This window comes from Actinomadura formosensis NBRC 14204, assembly GCF_001552155.1.
GTDB lineage: Bacteria > Actinomycetota > Actinomycetes > Streptosporangiales > Streptosporangiaceae > Spirillospora > Spirillospora formosensis.
The window spans coordinates 1-587 of sequence record NZ_BCQQ01000326.1; the positions used below are offsets into that span (position 1 = coordinate 1).

At 76.0% G+C, this 587-nt stretch carries 1 protein-coding gene; it reads right to left on the bottom strand.

The genetic code is table 11. The annotated features are described in order from the left end of the window. Nucleotides 1–69: 69 nt before the first annotated feature. A partial coding sequence (locus AF1_RS32770) for an ATP-binding protein (RefSeq protein ID WP_217999887.1) occupies nt 70–587 on the bottom strand: 518 nt, incomplete at its 5' end.

The window sequence follows — 587 nt, forward strand, 5'->3', positions numbered from 1 at the left end:
GCGCCCGCTCCCTTCACTTTGATCCGTTGCGCCGCGATCCGTTCGGCCGCCCGGCCGAGCGCGAGCACGTCATGCCGCCACACGTGCCCACACCCACTTCCCGTGCGGCACGGTCGGGGACACCCCGCACGCGGAGGCCAGCGCCTCCACGATCGGCAGCCCGCGCCCGCCCGTCTCCTCCATGTGGCCCGCCTCCAGCGCCGCTGCGTCCGGTGAGGCGGCACTGGACGCCGGCTTGCGCACCGGCAGGGCGTCGCAGGAGTCCCACACCGCCAGCAGCACCCCGCGCGCCTCGCGGGTGAACCGCACCCGGATCTTGCGGTCGGGGGTGTGCCGGACCGCGTTGGTGACCAGCTCACTGGCGATCAGCGTCACCTCATCGCGCAGCCCGGCCAGCCCCCATGCGGCCAGCCGCAACTCCACCTGCGCCCGCACCTGTCCCGGAGCCGTCCGCGCTGCCAGGAACGTCACGTCCAGCCCCCCGACGGCGTCCGCGCTCACCCCGCCGCCCATCACGGCCGCCGCGCGATCTGCCGCAGCACCAGCACCGCCCGCTCCGCCGCCGCACCCTCGCGCCCGACCTCGCC